The organism is Caulobacter sp. UC70_42 (genome assembly GCF_044056025.1).
GTDB lineage: Bacteria > Pseudomonadota > Alphaproteobacteria > Caulobacterales > Caulobacteraceae > Caulobacter.
Genome location: NZ_CP171994.1, coordinates 4,973,516 through 4,991,874 on the forward strand (window position 1 = coordinate 4,973,516; position 18,359 = coordinate 4,991,874).

The 18,359-nt window shown below is 66.6% G+C and carries 17 protein-coding genes and 2 pseudogenes; 9 read left to right on the forward strand and 10 right to left on the reverse strand.

The window, feature by feature from the left end; genetic code table 11:
- Nucleotides 1-199: 199 nt before the first annotated feature.
- A complete protein-coding gene (locus ACHMW8_RS24990) occupies nt 200-928 on the reverse strand; it encodes an amidohydrolase family protein (RefSeq protein ID WP_395444114.1) in 729 nt (242 codons plus the stop codon).
- Between the two features lie 85 nt (nt 929-1,013).
- Nucleotides 1,014-1,736 (reverse strand): annotated as a pseudogene (locus ACHMW8_RS24995) (amidohydrolase family protein); the annotation flags it as partial.
- A gap of 165 nt (nt 1,737-1,901) precedes the next feature.
- Between ACHMW8_RS24995 and ACHMW8_RS25000 the strand changes: the two are divergent.
- Entirely contained in the window at nt 1,902-2,411 is a 510-nt protein-coding gene (locus ACHMW8_RS25000; protein WP_395444115.1) for an Lrp/AsnC family transcriptional regulator, read from the forward strand.
- Here the strand turns inward: ACHMW8_RS25000 and ACHMW8_RS25005 are convergent.
- The 6 genes from ACHMW8_RS25005 to ACHMW8_RS25030 all read right to left on the reverse strand — a co-directional run bounded on the left by ACHMW8_RS25005 (nt 2,408) and on the right by ACHMW8_RS25030 (nt 7,399).
- On the reverse strand, nt 2,408-3,475 hold the full coding sequence (locus tag ACHMW8_RS25005; RefSeq protein WP_395444116.1) for a dipeptide epimerase: 1,068 nt from the start codon (nt 3,473-3,475) through the stop codon (nt 2,408-2,410). The two genes, ACHMW8_RS25000 and ACHMW8_RS25005, sit on opposite strands and share 4 nt — an antisense overlap.
- Nucleotides 3,394-4,419, reverse strand: a complete 1,026-nt coding sequence (locus ACHMW8_RS25010) for a DUF1611 domain-containing protein (protein ID WP_395444117.1) — start codon at nt 4,417-4,419, stop codon at nt 3,394-3,396. The genes ACHMW8_RS25005 and ACHMW8_RS25010 overlap by 82 nt, the downstream gene beginning before the upstream one ends.
- 14 nt (nt 4,420-4,433) lie before the next feature.
- Nucleotides 4,434-4,787 (reverse strand): Lrp/AsnC ligand binding domain-containing protein, encoded by a 354-nt coding sequence (locus tag ACHMW8_RS25015; RefSeq protein WP_395444118.1) that lies wholly within the window; start codon nt 4,785-4,787, stop codon nt 4,434-4,436.
- Nucleotides 4,788-4,888: 101 nt separating this feature from the next.
- Nucleotides 4,889-5,338, reverse strand: a complete 450-nt coding sequence (locus tag ACHMW8_RS25020) for an Lrp/AsnC family transcriptional regulator (protein WP_125159260.1) — start codon at nt 5,336-5,338, stop codon at nt 4,889-4,891.
- A gap of 26 nt (nt 5,339-5,364) precedes the next feature.
- Nucleotides 5,365-6,381, reverse strand: a complete 1,017-nt coding sequence (locus tag ACHMW8_RS25025; RefSeq protein ID WP_395444119.1) for an isoaspartyl peptidase/L-asparaginase family protein — start codon at nt 6,379-6,381, stop codon at nt 5,365-5,367.
- 34 nt (nt 6,382-6,415) lie between these two features.
- Entirely contained in the window at nt 6,416-7,399 is a 984-nt protein-coding gene (locus ACHMW8_RS25030; RefSeq protein WP_395444120.1) for a cyanophycinase, read from the reverse strand.
- Nucleotides 7,400-7,704: 305 nt separating this feature from the next.
- On the opposite strand from ACHMW8_RS25030, the gene ACHMW8_RS25035 reads away from it, so the two are divergent.
- The 3 genes and pseudogenes from ACHMW8_RS25035 to ACHMW8_RS25045 form a co-directional block, all read left to right on the forward strand.
- The gene (locus ACHMW8_RS25035) at nt 7,705-10,518 is read left to right on the forward strand and encodes a TonB-dependent receptor domain-containing protein (protein WP_395444121.1); all 2,814 of its coding nucleotides are present in this window, start codon (nt 7,705-7,707) and stop codon (nt 10,516-10,518) included.
- A gap of 61 nt (nt 10,519-10,579) precedes the next feature.
- The gene (locus ACHMW8_RS25040; protein ID WP_395444122.1) at nt 10,580-12,499 is read left to right on the forward strand and encodes a M61 family metallopeptidase; all 1,920 of its coding nucleotides are present in this window, start codon (nt 10,580-10,582) and stop codon (nt 12,497-12,499) included.
- 140 nt (nt 12,500-12,639) lie between these two features.
- Nucleotides 12,640-12,939, forward strand: a pseudogene (locus ACHMW8_RS25045) (IS3 family transposase); the annotation flags it as partial.
- Nucleotides 12,940-13,954: 1,015 nt separating this feature from the next.
- Here the strand turns inward: ACHMW8_RS25045 and ACHMW8_RS25050 are convergent.
- Entirely contained in the window at nt 13,955-15,184 is a 1,230-nt protein-coding gene (locus ACHMW8_RS25050) for an ATP-binding protein (protein ID WP_395444123.1), read from the reverse strand.
- 152 nt (nt 15,185-15,336) lie between these two features.
- On the reverse strand, nt 15,337-15,705 hold the full coding sequence (locus ACHMW8_RS25055) for a helix-turn-helix domain-containing protein (protein WP_395446053.1): 369 nt from the start codon (nt 15,703-15,705) through the stop codon (nt 15,337-15,339).
- On the opposite strand from ACHMW8_RS25055, the gene ACHMW8_RS25060 reads away from it, so the two are divergent.
- The 5 genes from ACHMW8_RS25060 to ACHMW8_RS25080 all read left to right on the forward strand — a co-directional run bounded on the left by ACHMW8_RS25060 (nt 15,677) and on the right by ACHMW8_RS25080 (nt 18,148).
- Entirely contained in the window at nt 15,677-16,750 is a 1,074-nt protein-coding gene (locus ACHMW8_RS25060; RefSeq protein ID WP_395444124.1) for a tyrosine-type recombinase/integrase, read from the forward strand. The two genes, ACHMW8_RS25055 and ACHMW8_RS25060, sit on opposite strands and share 29 nt — an antisense overlap.
- Before the next feature lie 86 nt (nt 16,751-16,836).
- Nucleotides 16,837-17,058: a type II toxin-antitoxin system VapB family antitoxin gene (gene vapB, locus ACHMW8_RS25065; protein ID WP_395444125.1), complete on the forward strand. Its 222-nt coding sequence runs from the start codon at nt 16,837-16,839 to the stop codon at nt 17,056-17,058.
- Complete coding sequence (locus tag ACHMW8_RS25070; RefSeq protein ID WP_395444126.1) at nt 17,058-17,459, forward strand: type II toxin-antitoxin system VapC family toxin; 402 nt, start codon at nt 17,058-17,060, stop codon at nt 17,457-17,459. Before vapB ends, ACHMW8_RS25070 begins: the two co-directional genes overlap by 1 nt.
- 113 nt (nt 17,460-17,572) lie before the next feature.
- Nucleotides 17,573-17,866 carry an antitoxin of toxin-antitoxin stability system gene (locus ACHMW8_RS25075; protein WP_395444127.1) on the forward strand — a complete coding sequence of 98 codons (294 nt, stop codon included), beginning with the start codon at nt 17,573-17,575 and terminating at the stop codon, nt 17,864-17,866.
- Between the two features lie 45 nt (nt 17,867-17,911).
- Nucleotides 17,912-18,148 (forward strand): type II toxin-antitoxin system RelE/ParE family toxin, encoded by a 237-nt coding sequence (locus tag ACHMW8_RS25080; protein ID WP_395444128.1) that lies wholly within the window; start codon nt 17,912-17,914, stop codon nt 18,146-18,148.
- The last annotated feature ends 211 nt before the right edge of the window (nt 18,149-18,359 follow it).

An 18,359-nucleotide genomic window follows, 5' to 3' on the forward strand; every position in this document is an offset into this window, starting at 1 on the left:
CCAGAAATGCGCGTCGCTGCATCATTTCCACTCCAATTCCAGATAAAGGCGCCTTGGGGCCGTTGGGCCTGACCGCATCGGGATCGGGTTCGACGGTCGGCGCGGATGGTCATGGCCCCAGCTCGGCCACGAGGTTTCGCGCTGGAAACTTCGAGGCCGGCGGAGTCCGCTCAATCGGGACTAGTGCCGGTCTTTGCTCTCAGTCGACCGGCCGCCAGCCGGCGCGGCGCACGACTTGGCCAGGCCGCGCTCCGGTCGCGGCATCCTTGTCGAACACCACGACGCCATTGACCCAGACGGTGCTCACGCCGGTCGCCAGGGCGTTGGGGTGATCCAGGTCCGAACGGTCGGCGACGCGCGCGGGATCGAACAGCACCAGGTCGGCCTGAAGACCCGGCGCGATCGTCCCCCGGTCGGCCAGGCCAAGCTGGGCGGCGGTCTGAGCCGACATCTTGTGCACGGCCTCCTCCAGAGTGAGCAGGCGCTGTTCCCGAACATAGACGCGCAGGATCTTGGCGAAGGCCCCGAAGCCCCGGGGATGCAGGCCGTGCGTCATGCCATCGGAGCAGATCACCGAGTGCTTCCAGGCGATGAAGGTGGCGATGTCGGGCTCGGCCATGGCCGAGCCGATCACGGCGTCCACGCGCTCGACCTCCGGATGGGCGGCGCGATAGGCCTCCGACTGGCGCGTCAGCGCCAGATAGGTCTCGATGGGATCCGCGTGGCGCTCGGCCGCGATCTGGGCGATCGACTTGCCGACCAGCGACGGGTCCGGCGCGAAGACGGCGATCCGCAGGCCCTCGGGCGTGGTCAGCTTGGTCAGGGCGAAGCGCGCGGCGGCCCGATCCTCGAAGTTCCGCTCCGGCAGCAGCACCGACAGATTGCTCTGCCAGTAGCTGTAGGGATAGACGTCGGCGATGATGTCCACGCCCTGGGCGCGGGCGGCGTCCAGCTTGGCCAGGATCTTGGCGCCTCCCCCAGCGATCGACGATGCCGATCTTCAGGTGTGAGATCTGCACGGGCAGCTTGGCTTCGCGTCCGATGGCGATGATCTCGTCGATCGCCGCGTCCAGCTTCACGTCCTCGCTGCGCATATGGCTGATATAGCGCCCGCCGCCGGCCGCGGCCGTCTTGGCCAGGGCGACCACCTCTTCCGGCGTTCCGTAGATCCCGGGGTCGTATTCCAGCCCGGTGGACAGGCCCAGCGAACCGGCGCGCAGATCGGCGGCGAGATCGTCCTGCATGCGCGCGATCTCGGCCTGTGTCGCCGGGCGCTTGTAGTCCTGGCCCATGGCGCGCGCGCGCAGGCTGCCGTGCCCGGTGTAGGACGCGACGTTGACAGCCAGCGGCGATCGCGCCAGTTGCTCGAAATACGGCTTCAGCGGAAGCGCGGACTCCCCATCCTGCCCGACCACGATGGTAGTGACGCCTTGGGCGGTCACGGCCGTCATGTCCGGCGTTTTTTCGGCCTGCCGGTCATGGTGGCTGTGGGCGTCGATGAAACCCGGCGCCAATGTCAGCCCCTTGGCGTCGACAATGGCCTCGCCCCGAACGGGCTTGAGCCGCCCGACGGCGACGATGCGATCCTCGTCGATCCGGACGCTGACCGAACGGGCCGGCGCTCCGGAGCCGTCAATCACCCTGGCGTTGACAATGAGCGTCGAGGCCCACGCGCCGGATCCCAGAACCCCCGCGACGGCTACGCCAAGGACCGATCTGAACAGATAGGATTTCATCAGCCCGCCCTCTCTTGCACCTGGCGAGTCTAGCGGGCGGCGGCGGCGGTTTCCGCCGTTTCGGACACCGTCGACGCTCGGAGCTCTCCCAATATCGGGCGCTCGCGCTAACCCTCACCGCCGAGCTTGCGCTAAGGCTGGAACGACGATCAGCAAGGGCCGCCCATGACCGACCAGCGCAAGGACCTCGACCGCATCGATCTGAAGATCCTGGCCTTGCTGCATCGCGAGGGGCGGGTGACCAAGGCGGCGATGGGCGACCAGGTCGGGCTTTCCGCGTCGCGTTGCTGGGAACGCATGAAGAAGCTGGAGAAATCCAGGATCATTCGGGGCTACCACGCCGAGCTCGATCTTGGTCGCCTCGCCAAGCTCTCGACCTTCGTCGTGCAGATCAAGCTGACCGACTATTCCTACGCCAAGGCCAAGGTCTTCGAGGCCGGGATCGTCTCGCAACCCAACGTCATAGCCTGTCAGGCCGTGCTCGGCGGCGTCGACTATCTGATGACGGTCGCCGCCTTTGGCATCGAGCACTATCAGACCATCATGGATCGCCTGCTCGAAACTTTGAACGTCTCGTTCGACTACGTCACCCTGCCGGTCACCAAGAAGCTGAAGGGCGAAGCGAGCCTGGATCTGGCCGCGCTGCTGGCGACGGCGCAGGATCTCGAAGCCTAGCCCCAGAGGTCCGGCCCGTTCGGGCGCAGCCAGCCATCCCGGTAGCCGAAGCCGCCGTCGACGTCGCGGACCAGCTGCATCGGGCAATCGAGATCGACGATCTCGCAGCCCTGAGCCAGCAGCAGCGCCGGGGCGATCCCCAGCGACGTGCCCTCCATGCAGCCGACCATCAGACGCAAGCCGCGCTCCCGGGCGGCTTTGGCGAGGGCCAGCGCCTCGGTCAGCCCTCCGGCCTTGTCCAGCTTGATATTGCAGAAGGCGTAGCGTCCCACGACCCGGTCAAGGTCCGCCCGATCGTCAAGCGACTCGTCGGCGCACAGGGGCACGGCGCCGCGATAGTCGAGAAGCTCGTCGTCACGGCCGACCGGCAACGGCTGCTCCAGCAGTTCCACACCCATCCGCGCCATGCGTGGAGCACGGTCATTCAGTTGCGCCAGCGTCCAGCCCTGGTTGGCGTCGGCGATCAGGCGCGCCCGCGGCGCGGCCGAACGGATGGCGTCCAGGCGCGCCATGTCGTCGGCGTCGCCCAGCTTGACCTTCAGCGCTCCGTAGCGCTCGGCCCAGCGCGCGGCCTTGGCGCCCATGGCCGCCGGCGTATCCATGCCCAGGGTGACAAAGGTCTCGACGGGGCGCAGCGGCGCCAGGCCCGCGCGCGCGGCGGCGGACACGCCCGAGCGCTTGGCCTCCAGATCCCACAGCGCGCAGTCGACGGCGTTCCGCGCGCCGCCAGGCGGCAGGCGGGCCGCCAGAACGGCGCGGTCCAGGGTCTCGCCGCGATCCAGCCCCTCGGCGACCTCTCGCAACTGGCGCAGCATCCGGTCGGGCGTGTCGCCGCGATAGTCGACGCCCGCCGCCTCGCCGCGACCGATGACACCGTCCGCCTCGATCTCGACCTCGACAACGAGCGCCTCGGTATAGGTCTTCCGCGCGATGACGAACGGCTCGATCAGCGCGTGAACCCGCTCGCGCGTGGTCAGGCGCATCAGGCCGCGCCGCGCCGGGCCGATCTGGTCAGCAGGGTGTCGACGATCGTCGACACGCCGGTGCGCACCGGATCGCAACACGGAACGCTCAGAGCCGCGGCCGTCTCGGTCAAGGACTTGGCCGCCGCCTCCGTCGACAGGCGCGAGGTGTTGATACAGACGCCCGCGACGCGGACCGCCGGATTGGTCAGTCGGGCGAGCCGCAGGTTCAGTTCGATCGCCTCGGCGAGGCTGGGCGTGGGGAAGGCCTCCAGACCGTCGATCGCCGTGCGCGTGGCGTCATGGCAGACCACCAGGGCGTCCGGTTGGCTGCCATGGAGCAGCCCCAGAGAGACCCCCGCATAGGCCGGGTGGAACAGCGATCCCTGCCCCTCGATGATATCCCAATGATCCTCGCTCGCCGCCGGGCTGAGAACCTCGGCCGCGCCAGCCACGAAGTCCGAGACGATGGCGTCGATCGGCGCGCCGGATCCGGCGATGAAGATGCCGGTCTGGCCCGTGGCGCGAAAATCGGCGCTCACGCCGCGCGCCTTGAGTTCCCTGGCGATAGCCAGGGCCGCGTACATCTTGCCCACGGCGCAGTCGGTGCCGACCGTGAGCAGACGCTGGCCGCCGCGTTTGACGCCCTCGCCGACCACATTGAACCGGGGATCGGGTTCGCGCGCCTCCAGCAACCGCCGCCCCAGTCGCTCGGCCGCCTCCCGAACGCGCGGCAGGCTGGCCAAGCGGGTGTGAAGACCCGAGATCAGGTCCAATCCGGCTTCCAGCGCCTCGATCAGCACGGCTTCCCAGTGCGGAGGAATAAAGCCGCCGGCATTGGCCACGCCGATCAGCAGCGAACGCGCCCCCGCCGCCCTCGCCGCGCTCGGGGTCATGTCGGGCAAGCCCAGATCGACCTCGCAGCCTTGCAGGCGAAGCTGGCCGACGCAGGCCTCCGGCCTCCAATAGGCGACGCCCAGGGCGGTCTTGGCGCTGACGCGATCGACATCGGCCAGGAACAGCAGGCTGGGATAGGGAAAGTCCACGGCATGCTCCCGTATTAGCGTGGTGCGGGCGTCGCGGGGGCGAAGGCGCGGGCGCGGGAACGACTGACCGACGGGTGCAGGCGCGAGGTCATGGCCGCGCTGACGCCGCGCTGACGCGCGATCCTGGAGACCAGCGCGTCCAACGCCTCGGCGTGGGGAGCCTCGACCACCGCGACCAGGTCATAGTCACCCGAAATCTGGTGCAGGGCGGTGAGGCCGGCGATCTCGGCCAGGGCGCGCTCGGCCTCGGCCATGTCACACCGCGCCAGCCGCAACATCACGTGGGCGCGCAGCAGGGTATCGTGATGACCGGCGTCGGCCGCCACGCCCAGAAATCCGGGTCCGGTGTCGATCCGCTGGAGGCTCAAGACGTTTCTCCGCTGAAGCTCACGCGGCAGCTTATGCCGGCGCGCCCCCAGGAAACCGCCGACTTGGCCGGATCTGGCGGGAGAAACCGCCGCGAGCGTCCCTAACGCAGGACCTTCGTCGCCAGCAGGATCGACGAGGTCGTCCGCTCGATGCCCTCGATCTCGCCGATCCGGTCGATCAGCGCGTTGAGTTCGCCGACGGTCTCGGCCTCGACCACCGCGATCAGGTCGTACTCGCCGCTGATCGCATGGAGCGCCGAAAGCTCGGGGATGGCCGCGAGGGACTCCTCGATGGTCTTGCCGTGCTTCAGCAGGGCCTTGATCATCACCTGGGCGCGGATCAGCCGCCGGTCGTAGGGGTCGCCGAGACGCACCGTGTAACCGCCAATGACTCCCTCCTCCTCCAGCCGGCTGAGGCGGGCGTAGACATTGGCGCGGGACAGTCCCAGGTCGCCGGCCAGCTTGGTCACCGGCTGACGGGAGTCCTCCCGCAGCATGGCCAGCAGACGCCGGTCCAGGTCGCTCAGTCCCCGGTCATCCGATTTCGTCAAGCCCTGCCCCCCTGCTGGCGTTCCAATCAACGCGGTGACGGCTCGTCGGCATAGATCGCCGTCCGCGGCGTGGGCGCCGCCGAGGAAATCGCGCCACGATACATGCCCAGGTCGTTCATGCCGAACGCCGCCCGTCCCTGGCCGTCGATGGCGATCAGCCCGCCGTCGCCCCCGATCTTGGTGATCGAAGCCATGGTTCCGTCCGCGGCCTGCTGTACGGTCTCGCCCTTCCAGGCGATGCGATCGCAGACCTGACGCGCGGCGGACTCCCGAATGAAGTATTCGCCCGATCCCGTGGCCGACACCGCGCAGTCTCCGTCGCGCGCATAGGTCCCCGCGCCGATGATCGGGCTGTCGCCGATGCGCCCCCAGCGCTTGCCGGTCATGCCGCCGGTCGAGGTGGCGGCGGCCACGTGTCCGGCCTGATCCAGGGCGACCGCGCCAACCGTGCCAAACAGGTGGGCGGGATCCAGCATGGCCTGGTGATCCTTGCGCCAGGCCAGCAACTGCTTCCAGCGCTCCTCGGTATAGAAGTACTCCGGCGGCGCCTGTTCCAGGCCCTTCTCCTTGGAGAACTGGTCCGCGCCCTCGCGGGCCAGCAGGACATGGGGCGACTTCTCCATGACCGCGCGGGCCAGGCTGATGGGGTTGCGCGTGCGCGTCACGCCCGCGACCGCCCCGGCCTTCAAGGTGGCGCCGTCCATGATCGCCGCGTCCAGTTCGTTGCGCCCCTCGGCGGTGAAGACCGCGCCCTTGCCCGCGTTGAACAGGGGGTTGTCTTCCAGCACCCGTACGGCCGCCTCGACGGCGTCGAGGCTGGAGCCGCCTGCTTTCAGGACCTTGGCGCCCGCCTCGAGCGCCGCGTCCAGCCCGGCGCGGAAGGCCTTGTCCTTCTCGGGCGTCAGCTCTCCGCGCTCGAGCACGCCCGCGCCGCCGTGCACGGCCAGCGACCATTTGGGCGCGTCGTCGGCCAGCGCCGGCGTGGAAAGGGCGACGCCGAAAAGGGCGAGAACGGTGAAGCGGCGGAGAGTCTGAAGCGTCATCTTGATCTCGGTGGTAACGGACATTTGGGCGGGACTATCGGTCGCTGCGGACAAACGCGCCCTTGTCGACGCGCGCGGTGATGGTGAAGTCGGGCTTGGTGACAGCAAAGGTCTTGAAGTCGAGCGTGCTGTCAGGACCCAGCCCGATGATCGGGAACGACGTATAGGTCAGCGGCTGTCCGGCGATGATGGTGGCCGGCTTCTTCAGCGGACGCACGAGCCAAGCATGGCCAGGGCCGTAGTAGCGGCCAACGCCCTGCCCGTCGACCAGCATGGCGCCAGCCTCGTCCACGCCCAGACCGGTGATCGTGGTGTCGTTCTCCTCCTGGATCAGCCGCCCGACGAAGGTCACCAGCCGCCCCTGGCGGTCGCGCTTGTCGAAGTGGGTGTCGGTGATGACCTTGGACAGATACGGCAGGTGCAGGAAGTCGCGCACCAGGGTGACGCTGGGCCCGGTGGGGTTCTTCAGCGCGTCCGGCGAGGTCAGGCTGATCGAATCCAGGCAGCCATAGACATAGCCGCCCAGCACCGCCAGGCCCGCGCTGGTGCCGCCGATCGGCTTGCCCGCCTTGACGTGGGCGTCCAGCGCCTTGTTCAGCGCCGTGCCCTTCCAGGCGCGCACGTAGTTGCTCTGGTCGCCGCCGCCGAAGAAGATGCCGTCGGCGCGCGCTATGATGGCGAGCAGCTTGGGGTCTTCGCCGGCGTCTTCATTGTGGATCACCAGGGTCTCGACCGAGACCGCGCCGCCGACGTCGTTGTAGATCTCGTCCTGCAGCTCGCGGCCGCCGCGGGCGCGCAGCACGACGATGTGACCGCCGCCCGACTGCTTGACGAAGGTCCGGAAAGCCTCGACCGGCCAGTCGCCGCCGCCGAACAAGCCCAGCAACGGCCCCGTCTTGCCGGGCGTCGGCGCGTTCACGTCGCCGATGGCGTAGTACTCGTAGCCGGGGCCGACGGCGTCGGGACCGGCCGGCGTCGCCGCCTGCGCGGCGGCGACGCCCATGAGCATCGCGACCATGGCCATCGCGGGCGCAAATCGAACCATCCGGCTTCCTCCGTTCGAACCGAGCCTAGTCGCTCGGCCAGCTTTCGCGACACGCCGCGAGGCGTTTCGCCCCCAGGATCGTCATCCCGCCCACTATCGAGGCGCGACGGGCAAATTGCTGCACGCTACGAGCAATATGTCCATAAATTTTGACAATCTGTCATTTCCGCCTTTCAATCTGGGAAAGTCGCGATCCAAATGGGCTCAATCTCGCAGCAACGCCGCGCGCGGAGCACCCAAAACAGGACCGTCGGCGTCAACAAAGAGGGGGAATACCAATGAAGACTCAGCTTCTTCGCGCCAGCGCGCTGGCGGGCGCGGCCGGCCTTTTGATCGTCGGCCAGGCGATGGCCCAGACCGCGCCGGCCGCCGGCGCGAACGACGACGCCGTCGAGGCGCTGGTGGTCACGGGGTCGCGCATTCCCCGAGTCGCCACGGAAGGCCCTGCCCCGGTCACGGTCATCACCAGTGACAGCATCAAGGCCGCGGGCTTCAACAGCGTCCCCGACGTCATGCGCTCGCTGACCCAGAACGGCGGCGAGACCCAGACCCAGCAGTCGTCCAGCGGTATGGACTGGACCCCAGGCGCCCAGCAGGTTGACCTGCGCGGCCTGGGCCCCAACCACACGCTGGTGCTGGTGAACGGTCGTCGGATCGCCGACTTCCCCCTGCCCTACAACGGCAAGAGCGCCTTCACCGACACCTCGTCGATCCCGCTGGGCATGATCGACCGGATCGAAGTGCTGAGCGGCAGCGCCTCGGCGGTCTACGGGTCGGACGCCATCTCGGGCGTGGTGAACTTCAATCTGAAGAAGAAGGTCGACGGCACAACCGTCGACGTGACCCTCGGCGGCTACGAGCACGGCGGCGGCGCCAGCCAGCGCGTCAACATCTCGAGCGGCTATTCCAAGGACAACTTCGACCTGGTGATCGGCGGCGAGTTCGTCAATCAGCGCCCGATGTGGGCCTATGACCGCGATATCCAGGACAGCACCAAGGACAGCCCCAGCAGCCGCACGGCGATCGCCCGTCGCGACTTCCTGCGGATGGATCCGTCGGAGGACGTCTATGTCGATCCGGGCGCGAACACCTGCAAGGCGCTGTCGAAGCTGAACGGCGGGTCCATCGAATATGTCAGCCGTCCCGGCTGGGGCGCCTATGACGCCGATCTCGACGACTACGGCCCCGGCTACTATTGCGGCAGCTACAGCTCGATCGGTTACGGTACGATCGTCAGCGAGCGCAAGAGCGCCAACGTCGTGGCCTCGCTGAACTACGCGCCGCGCGACACCCTCTCGTTCTTCGCCGATATCTCGGCGGGCTACAGCCGCACCCGGCAGTTCCAGGACGTCCTGAACTGGGAGTACCAGGACGCCAACGGCAGCGAGGACGGCATATTCTATAACCAGTTCACCGGCGCGCTGGATCTCTGGCACCGCAACTTCACGCCCGAGGAAATGGGTGGACTGAACAAGGGCTTCATCAAGAACGTCTCCAAGACCTTCAGCATCACGCCGGGCGTGAAGGGGTCGCTGGGCGGCGGCTGGGACTACGAGGCCTTCTACAATTTCAGCCAGTACCGCTCGTCGATCAGTTGGCCCAAGGTGGTGACCTCGAAGGCCACGGCGCTCTTCCTGGGCTCGCAGCTGGGCGTCGACGCCGACAGCGGCTATCCGATCTTCAACGCCGACCCGCGCGAACTCTACACGCCCCTGACCACGGCCGAGTTCGAGTCGATCACCGCGCGCACGACCTACAAGCCGGTCGCGCGTCAGCAGGGCGTGTCGTTCCAGATCAACCAGGCGGAACTGTTCCACCTGCCCGCCGGCCCCGTGGGCTTCGCCGCGGTCGCCGAGTACGGCCATCAGTCCTACAAGCTGGGCCTCGATCCGCTAGCCACGGTCAACTACTACTACGGCCTGCGCGACGCCGACGGCTCGGGCTCCCGCGACCACTGGGGCGTCGGCTACGAGTTCCGCGCGCCGTTGCTGAGCAGCGTCGAGCTGTCCACCGCCGGGCGCTACGACAGCTACAAGTACGGCGGCAACACGATCGACAAGTTCACCTATAACGGCGGCGTCGAGTGGCGGCCGGTGAAAACCCTGCTGCTGCGGGGCGCCTACGGCACCGGCTTCCGCGCCCCCGACCTGCACTATGTGTTCGCCAAGGAAGGCATCAGCCACCCCTCGGGCACCGACTACTACCGCTGCCGCACCGAGGAGCCGGACGAAGATATTGGAGACTGCAGCTATGCCGACGATGGTCTGGTCAAGGTGCGCCTGGGCAACGCCAAGCTGAAGCCGGAGACCTCCAAGTCGTTCAACTACGGCGCGGTCTGGTCGCCGGTCCGCAACTTCGACATCTCGGTGGACTACTTCCGGGTTCAGCTGAACAACGCCGTGCTCGACATGAGCCTGGACAGCGTCCTGCGGCAGGAAGCCGACTGCCGGATCGGCCAGACCTCGGCGGGCACCGCCATCAGCATCACCTCGCCGACCTGTGTCGACGCCCTGGCCCGCGTGAAGCGCAACCCGCTGAGCGCCGCCATCAATCCGGGCGCGATCAGCACCGTGACGATCAACCCGATCAATGTCGCCACCGAGCGGACGACCGGCATCGACGTGGCGGCCCACTATCGCTGGCCGACCGACAGCCTGGGTACGTTCGATTTCAGCATCGCCCACACCTGGGTGCACAACCACACCAGCCGCCAGTATCCGGGCGATCCCATCGAAAACCAGCTGGCCTTCGACAGCGGCTACGACATCCCGCGCACCAAGAGCAGCGCGGCGATCAACTGGCGTCTCAACGGCCTCAGCGTCGGCCTGCACGGCCAGCGCCTGGACCGGGTGCCCAACTACGCCGAGGACGGCTGGACCAAGGCGACCTACATGGTCAACGCCACCGTGCAGTACGAGATCAACGACCGTACGCGTCTGAGCCTGGCCGTCGACAACCTGCTGGACAAGGACCCGCCGCGCGATCCGACCTATTCGGGGTATCCGTACTACGACACCTCGTGGTTCTCCTCGACGGGACGCAGCTACTACCTGCAGCTGACCCACAAGTTCGGCGGCGCCAGCGGCCTGTGACGCCAGGACCGGAGCGGTCGCAGTGCGGCCGCTCCGCGACTTCTCGCGTGGAGACGTCCGCATGATGCTGAAGCTAGTATTGGCCGCGGGCCTGGCGATGTCGGCGTCATTGGCGCTGGGCGATCCCAGGCCCGCCTCGCCCTCGCCGCCTATCCCCGCGGCGCTGGCCGTGGACTATCCAGGCGTCATCGACCTGAAGGTCGACGTCAGTGATACGACGCGGAAGGTGTTCAAGGTCACCGAGACCATTCCGGTGTCGCCTGGCCCGCTGGTGCTGTCCCTGCCCAAATGGATCCCCGGAGAGCATTCGCCCAGCGCCCAGATCGTGCTGATGAGCGGCTTTACGGTCACCGCCGACGACGGCCGGCGGCTGGCCTGGCGCCGCGATCCGGTCGAGATGACGGCCTTCCACGTGGACGTCCCGACCGGGGTCCAGTCCCTGACCCTCCGCCTGGAGCAGCCCACGGCCCAGCCCGGTGGTCCGGTGCGGATCGCGGTGACGCCGAACCTGGTCCTGTTGAAATGGACGGCCGTCGCGCTCTATCCCGCCGGCTATGAGGTCGGCCGTATTCGCATCCGCCCGACCCTGACGGTCCCCGCCGGCTGGAGCCTCGCCACCGCCCTGGACGGCGCGGAGACCACCGGCGCGACGACTCGGTTCGCCGCCACCAGCTTCGAAACCCTGATGGACTCGCCCGTCTACGCCGGCCGCCACAAGGCCAGCTTCGACCTCGATCCCGGATCGCCGCGCCCGGTCCGGCTCAATGTGTTCGCCGACGCGCCCAAGGATCTGAAGGCGACCCCGGCCCAGGTCGCGATCCATCGCCGCCTCGTCCAGCAGGCGGACAGGCTGTTCGGCGGCGCGCGCAATTTCGATCACTACGACTTTCTGCTCAGCCTGAACCCCACGGTCGGCTATCTGGGCGCCGAACATCAGAGGTCCAGCGAGAACGGCTACAGTTCGGCGGGCTATTTCACGGCCTGGGACACGGCGTTTACCGGCCGGGACATCCTGGCCCACGAGTATGTCCACGCCTGGAACGGCAAGCACCGCCGACCGGCCGACCTGTGGACGCCGGACTACACCACGCCGATGCGCAACAGCCTGCTCTGGGTCTATGAGGGCCTGACCGAGTACTATGGCGACACCCTGGCGACCCGGTCGGGCCTCTATTCGCCCGAGCAGATGCGCCAGCGCCTGGCCCTGATCGCGGCCAACGCCCAGGCCACCCCGGGGCGCAGCTGGCGCAACCTGCGGGACACGACGAACGCCTACATCATGAACTCGGCGGGCGGCACGGGCTCGACCAGCTGGCTGCGCGCGCTCGACTATTACGAGGAGGGCCAACTCCTCTGGCTGGACGTCGACACCCTGATCCGTGAGCGCACCAACGGCGCCAGGTCGCTGGACGACTTCGCCCGCGCCTTCTTCGGCGTGGACGATGGCGACATGAACGTTTCGACCTATGACTTCGAGGACGTCGTGGCCGCCTTGAACACGGTCGCGCCCTACGACTGGGCCGGCTTCCTCGACGCCCGCCTGGACGCACACGATCGCGCGCCGCTCGACGGCCTTACCCGCTCGGGTTGGCGGCTGGTCTTCGAGACGCGGCCGTCCGCCTATGTCACCGCCTACGAGAAGGACGCCGAGGCCAGCCTGCTGACCTTCTCCTTGGGCGCGGAGATCGGCTGGGACGGCCAGGTCAAGGAAGCGCTCTGGGATGGCCCGCTCCACCGGGCCGGCGTCATCGCGGGAACCCGGATCGTCAAGGTCGCGGGAAAACCCTACTCGCCCGAAGCCCTGAAGGCCGCGATCACCGCCGCCGCCAAGCCAGGCGCATCACCGATCCTGCTGAGCGTCAAGGCCGACGACCGCGTTCGCCTAGTCCGAGTTCCCTATCACCTCGGCCTGAAGTATCCGGGCCTGAAACGCCTTACACAGACACCGGACAGATTGGGGCAAATCCTCTCACCCCGATAGACGGGCCTTTCAGCCGCCCGCATCGCCGAACACGTCCGACGCGGCCAGCAGACCGCCGAGGGTCAGCGCGGCTCGCAAGGCGGATTCAACCGGTCGTCGCAACCTCCTCGATCAGGGTGTTGCGACGACCGGTTGAATCCGCCCAATACGTCAGTATCAAGTACGCCGAGCGGCTGGCCGAGGCCGGGATCGGGCCGTCCGGCGGCAGCGTCGGCGACAGCTATGACAACGCCTTGGCCGGGATCATCAACGGCCTCAAGGCGGAGGTCATCCACCGGCGCGGCCCTTGGCGCTCCTAAGAGGCCGTCGAGTACGCCACGCTCGAATGGGTTGACTGGTGCAGCAGCCGCCGGCTCCTCGAGCCCATCGGCAACATCCCGCCCGCCGAAGCCGAGGCCGCCGGCCATGCCGCGCTCACGCTCTCCGCTATGGCGGCGTGACTCAAACCATCAGGCCTCCGTCAAAACCGAGGCGGTTCACTCCGGCGGCGCCACGCGAAAGGCTCGACGCCCCGCGGCCGGCCGACTATAGCTCGCGTTGGTTTTAAGCGGGCGTGGCGGAACTGGTAGACGCAACGGACTTAAGCCAAGGATTGAGTGCGCTTGGGGAAACCCAGGACGTAGAACCGCTCAAATTCGGGGAACCCTGTGAAATGGCGATCCCGAGCCAAGCCCCTTTTGGGGGAAGGTGTAGAGACTAGACGGGCGGCGCCTAAACCTCGGTCGAGGCATGGCGAAGGGATAGTCCAGACCACGAACGCGGCCTCGCCGCGGCGGCGAAAGCCGAAGTGGTATGAAAATCCGTCAGCCGCAAGGCTATGCCGGTTCGATCCCGGCCGCCCGCACCAAACTCTGTAATCCCCCAATCTCGCAGCAGCTTGAAGCGCTCAAGTGATCAACATTGCCTCAAGGCGCATCGCGACATACCTTCGCCCCCCTCTCGTCACCCCACCGACGAGCACCTAGCCGGCGGCGTTCAGTGAGTGCTGCCGGCCCTCTCCCTGCTTTCGCCACCTCGGAACAGGCTCCAATGCCACGGCGATAACGATGCAGGGCCTATGCCCGCGCTGAACCGCATTTGACAGTTGCGAGCGCCTGGAGGCTCCTGTATCGAACGCCCTCCCCGCCGACGTGATTTGCGTCGTCGACCCGGATGGCCCGGTGGCGGAGTGGTTACGCAGCGGAGACGGAGTCCGGGCACTTGCCGGACAGACCGCAAGCCTTTCAAATACTTAGCGTTTTTCCTAAAAATTCAACCCCCACTTTGACCCCCGCTCGGCGCGTGGTCGCGCAGCGATCACGCCGGACAGACCTGGACGGGTCATGGCGATTTTGCCGCGTTCAATCGGGCCTTTTTCTACCCTCGAACGGGAGACAGCAGCACCGCCCGCCCCCCTCAGGGTCAGCGGCAGACGCTCGATGTTGTCGAGCGACAGGTTGCGCTCCGCCCGCAGGCTCACCCCCAAAGCGCCGACAGCGGGACAGCCGCCAAATCTTCGCCGAAAGGCACCGGCTGATCATGGTCGTAAAGCACCGCGCCAAACGCAAAGCGCTCACCGACCGCCGCACGCAGCTTGCGCAAGCCGTTGAAATCGCCAGCGCGTACGGTCCCAGAGGCCTTGATCTCCAATCCGACGATTTGACCGGCCCGATTTTCCAGCACGATATCGACCTCGTCCATGGCCTTGTCGCGAAAGTGGCTGAGGACGTAGCGGTCTTCATCCCATGAGGTGAGCTTCAAGATCTCGGAGAAGACGAAGCTTTCCAGCACCGCGCCAAACGGCGTGCGATTGGCCGCGATCCGCTCAGGCGTCAAATTCCGCAATGAGGCCAGGAGGCCTGAATCCAGAAAATGAAGCTTCGGCGTCTTGCTGAGACGACTAAGCGCGTTGTTGCGCCAAGGCGGCAAAGTGCGAACCAGAAACAGCTGCTCCAGTACGCCCGTGTAGCGCTGCGTCGTCACATGATTGAGGTTCAGCGCCGCGCCAACCGCGGAGTGGCTGACCAACTGGCCCGAATGCTCGGCAAGGGCCCGCAAGAGCCGAGGCATGCGATCCATCTGATCGACCTGAGCGATATCGCGCACGTCCCGTCCAATCACCGCCTCGATATAGTTGAGGTGCCAATCCTGGCGGCGCGCCCAGTTACGCCGCGCCAAGGCCTCTGGATAGCCGCCGGCAAGAACCGTCTCGACCAGATCCGTTCCCAGGCGCGGCGCGCCGACGCTTGGAACGCGTCCTGAAAACAACGCGGTCAGAAAGCCTGGTCGAACCGCGCCGTGGATTTCGGCCTGCGCCAAAGGCAAAAGGCGGATGGTCTCCATCCGGCCGGCCAAAGAGTCCGCGATGCGCGGCAAGGTCATCAGATTGGCCGAGCCGGTCAGCAGAAACCTGCCGGGTCGACGGTCCCGATCGACAGCCTCCTTGATCGCCAAAAGTAGATCCGGCGCGCGCTGAACTTCGTCGATGGTCGCCGTTTCAAGGCCCCGCACGAGACCGGTCGGGTCACTCCGAGCCGCCGCCAGGGTTGTCGCGTCATCCAACGTTAAATAGGTGCGCCCTTCCCCCGCTAAGGCTTGGGCCAAGGTGGTCTTTCCCGACTGGCGCGGACCAGCCAGGAGCACCACGCGGGTGTCGGCCAGGGCTTCCCGAACGCGGTTGGCGGCAAGGCGAGGAAGCAGGTCCAATTGAAAGACTCATTTGGGATAATTGAAAGGCATAGACGGTCTATTTGAAACTTCGCTTTCGTCCAATTGAATTCCAGCCAGACCTTTCGCACGGACCATGGGCTCACCCCTTGCGGCCCGCCAGCGCACAACCCAGCGGGTGTTCAAGCCTATCAGCGCCCCGCGCTCGACAGCAGACTTGCCGGCTCCACCTTCAGCGCCAGCGCCAAACGCTCGATATTGTCGAGCGAAAGGTTGCGCTCGGCCCGCTCGATCGCTCCCACATAGGTTCGGTGCAACTGGGCCAGCCCGGCCAGATCCTCCTGACTGAGCGCCAGATCTCGACGAAGCCGGCGGACGTTGTCAGCGACGATGCGGCGAAGGGCGGAAGGCGAAGCTTTCATCGCGCCATCTTCGGAAATGATGACTTTGCGTCGACAGACAATAAGTAGCATTGACGATGATGACGATACGTAGCATCCATGCGCCAAGAGGACGATTTGGAGCTGCTGGATGAATGCGACCTTCCGATCGAGCGCCATGCCCAAGGGCGTGGTCGTCGCCCGCCCCCGCCAAGGTGATGGCCTCGCCCAGGCCTATCTGCGGCGGGGCCGCCGCTACATTCCCCTGGGCGCGCCGGACGCCAGGGATTTCGCCGCCCGGCTCGATCAGGCCCTTCTCGGGGCCGAGCCCAAGGCCGACAGCCTGGCTCATCTGATCTGGCGCTATCAGCAGTCGCCGGAGTTCAAGCGCCTGGCCGCCCGCACCCAGGACGACTATCGCGAGCAGCTCGCGCGGATCCGCCTGGCCTTCGGCCGCGAGGCCCTGGCGGCCTTTGACGACAAGTCCGCCGCCCAGCGGATCTTCGCCTGGCGCGACCGCCGCGCCGAAAGCCCCCGCCGGGCCGACTATGGCGTCCAGGTGCTCAAGGCCCTGCTCGGCTGGGCGGCGGGCCGCGGCCTCGTCGAGCGCAATCGCGCCGCGGGCATTCCGCCGCTCTATCGCAGTGATCGTCGCTACAAGGTCTGGAAGCCGGACGATGTCGATCGCTTTGTCGCCACAGCGCCGCCGGGCCTTGGCCTGGCGATGATCATGGCGCTGGAGACGGGGCAGCGGCAAAGCGATCTCCTGGCCCTGCGCTGGAGCGACATCGACGGCGATGTGATCAGTCTGCGTCAGGCCAAGACCCGTCAGGACGTCGCCGTCCCCATCACGCCGAGGCTGGCCAGCGCCTTGTCTACGGCGCCTCGCTGCAGCGCCTTCGTGCTCGTGCGCCAGGATGGCCAGCCCTGGGCCTCGAATGGCGGATTTCGCAACGCCTGGCGCTTCTATTGCCGCAAGGCCGGGATCACCGATCTCACCTTCCACGATCTTCGCGGCACCTTCGTCACCGAACGGCTGTCCGCCGGCTGGACGCTGCAAGAGGTCGCGTTCTGCACCGGGCACAGTTTTCGCAACCTGGGCTGCCTGGAGCGCTACGCCGATCGCGGTGCGATCGCCAGGGCGCTGGCGCGGCGGCGGATCGCGCCCGCGCCTCTGCCCCTTCCATCTTCAGCCGGCGTCGCCATGCTGCCGGAAGGGCCTTGATGGCCAGGCGCGAAGATGGCGCTGCGGCCGCACAGGATGGACTTCATTGGCCAGGGATATACACTGCGTATATCCGGAGCTTCGCTATGACGAAAACCACGCTGTTTCAATCCAACCGAACCCAGGCCGTTCGGTTGCCAAAGGACGTGGCGTTCCCTGAGGGTGTCCGCTCGGTAACGGTGCTGCGAGAAGGCAATCGTCGCGTCATTGTTCCATCAGACGCGGTGTGGGACGACTTCTTCGCCGCGCCTGGTGTCGACCTTGGCCAACGCGATCAACCGCAAGCCCCGGAGCGCGAGGCCTTCTAATGCTTCGCTATCTGTTGGACACCAACCTGTGCATCCGCGTCCTGAGGGATCGGCCGCCGGGTTTGCGCGAGCGCTTCAATCTCAACGCCGACGCCTTGTGTATTTCTATGGTGGTCCTGACCGAGCTGCTGCACGGCGCGGCCAAATCCTCGCGCCCTGAGCACAACCGCCAAGAGGTCGAGCGCTTTTGCGCGAAACTGGAGGTCCTGCCCTTCGACGCCGCGGCCGCCGATCACGCCGCTGATGTCCGCGCGACGTTGGAACGCATGGGCCAGCCGATCGGCGGCTACGATGTGCTGATCGCTGGCCACGCACGATCGCGCGGCCTGATCGTCGTCACGGGCAATCTGTCGGAGTTCCAGCGCGTGGAAGGCCTTCGCTGCGAGGACTGGCTGACCTGAGCTTGCGTCCAATTGAATTCCAGCCAGACGCGCCTTTCAAGGCGCGCGGACGACTGGTTTTCGACATGTGGACAACGTATATACGTTTTCATTACCCGCCCGGAGATCGCCTCGTGAGCAAGGACGCCGTGTTCACCATGAAGCTCGAGCCGGAGTTGCGCGACGCCTTCATCGCCGAAGCCCAGGTCGCCCATCGGCCAGCCTCGCAGATCGTGCGTGATTTGATGCGCGACTATGTACAACGCCAACGCCAAGCGCGTGATCATGAAACCTTCGTGAGGGCCAAGGTCGAAGCCGGTCGTCGTGATCGCGTCGCTGGCCTGGATTGGTCAAACGATGAAGTCGAAGCGGAGTTTGCGGCGCATCGCCTCGGCTTAGAGAAGAAGGCAGCTAAGGCGCAGAGATGAACGTCCGCTGGACGGCTTCCGCCCGATTAGATCGCCTCGAACATCATGGACTATATCGCCGCTCAGAACCCGCGGGCGGCCCTGCGCATGGATCAGCTGTTTTCCGAGGCGGCCTCATCCCTTGCTGAATTCGCAATGAGGGGCCGGGCTGGCCTCGTCGCGGGGACGCGAGAAGTCTTCCCCCATGACTCCTATCGCCTCGTCTATGAAGTCGAGGGCGATACCGTGTGGATCTTGGCGCTGCTCCATACGTCGCGGCAATGGCCGCCACCGCGTGGATAAATCGCCGGCATCAGTTTCGTGGCCCACCCGCCATCGGACCGCTGAACGCCCCCCTCGCCCGAGCCAAGGCGCGAGGCGCGGCCGAATGACGATATGGATAACAAGGCCTCGACGGTGGAAAGGACGATGCACTTTAGCGCGCAAGATCGCGGGAACTAAAAGGTAAAGACCTCGGGGCAAGGGGACTTTGCGGCGTCTATCTGCTTGGGCA